The sequence below is a fragment of the Mucilaginibacter polytrichastri genome (genome assembly GCF_001911425.1).
Taxonomy (GTDB): domain Bacteria; phylum Bacteroidota; class Bacteroidia; order Sphingobacteriales; family Sphingobacteriaceae; genus Mucilaginibacter; species Mucilaginibacter polytrichastri.
Genome location: NZ_MPPL01000001.1, coordinates 275,749 through 276,635, shown reverse-complemented (window position 1 = coordinate 276,635; position 887 = coordinate 275,749). Strand labels below are relative to the sequence as shown.

1 protein-coding gene is annotated in these 887 nt (G+C 34.6%); it reads right to left on the bottom strand.

All coding sequences use genetic code 11. From position 1 onward, the window contains the following. On the bottom strand, window positions 1–203 hold a 203-nt coding region (locus RG47T_RS01245; RefSeq protein ID WP_139302436.1), incomplete at its 3' end, for a carboxypeptidase-like regulatory domain-containing protein. Between the last annotated feature and the right edge of the window lie 684 nt (window positions 204–887).

The window sequence follows — 887 nt, the reverse complement described above, 5'->3', positions numbered from 1 at the left end:
GATGGGGCGGTAATGGTAACCCTGCCGTTGGCATCTGTAGCTGTACCGCCGGTTTTTCCTTTCACCCGCACAGATACGCCGGCAAGTTTTTCTTTCGATGCAGCATCAGTAACCACACCTTTGACGGTAATTTTAACCTGGGCAAAAGCTACCGGGCAGCCAACAATCAGAAATGCGATAATAATAAGTAGGTATTTCTTCATAAATAGATATTAGTGATAAAATAGAGAATAATTATATCTCAATATATTAATATTTTACTTAAACACTACTAAAAAGAATAAAAAACTGAAATTTTATTATCAAACAAACATAATTATGAATTTTAGATATATTAAGATGAGAAAACATAAACCCTTGTAATTCAAAAAGCTAATTCAAGATACTTCATAAGTACAAAAGGTATTTTTATAGCAAGAAAAGTCTTTTTTTCTTAGGCATGGGTAATATTAAGGCAGATACAGATGCCCAATACTTACGGATGAACCCTGTCATTCACCCATTCCTCTTTGTCCCACATACAGTAAAAAGCATAGGTGCCGGGAAAGGGACGGACAACATCATCAACGCTCTTCTTAACTACAAATAACTAGAGCCCATTACAAACAAAAAGCCACTGCGGGTAAACCCGAGTGGCTTCAATTCACTAAAATTCACTAATTAAATAAGCATCACACTAGTTTATACATAATCAATTTATTTTTTTAAAAAAAATAACCTATACGTTTCTGGGATTTAACTAGGAATGCCGATATAACAATTGCTACTGGAGAGGAGATTGCTTTAAGCATGTCAAAATTGAATCCATCAAAGGGGGTAAACTTAGATTAAACTCTCCATCTATTTCTCTTGGTCCTTGTAACATTCCGCATATAAAGCCAAATATT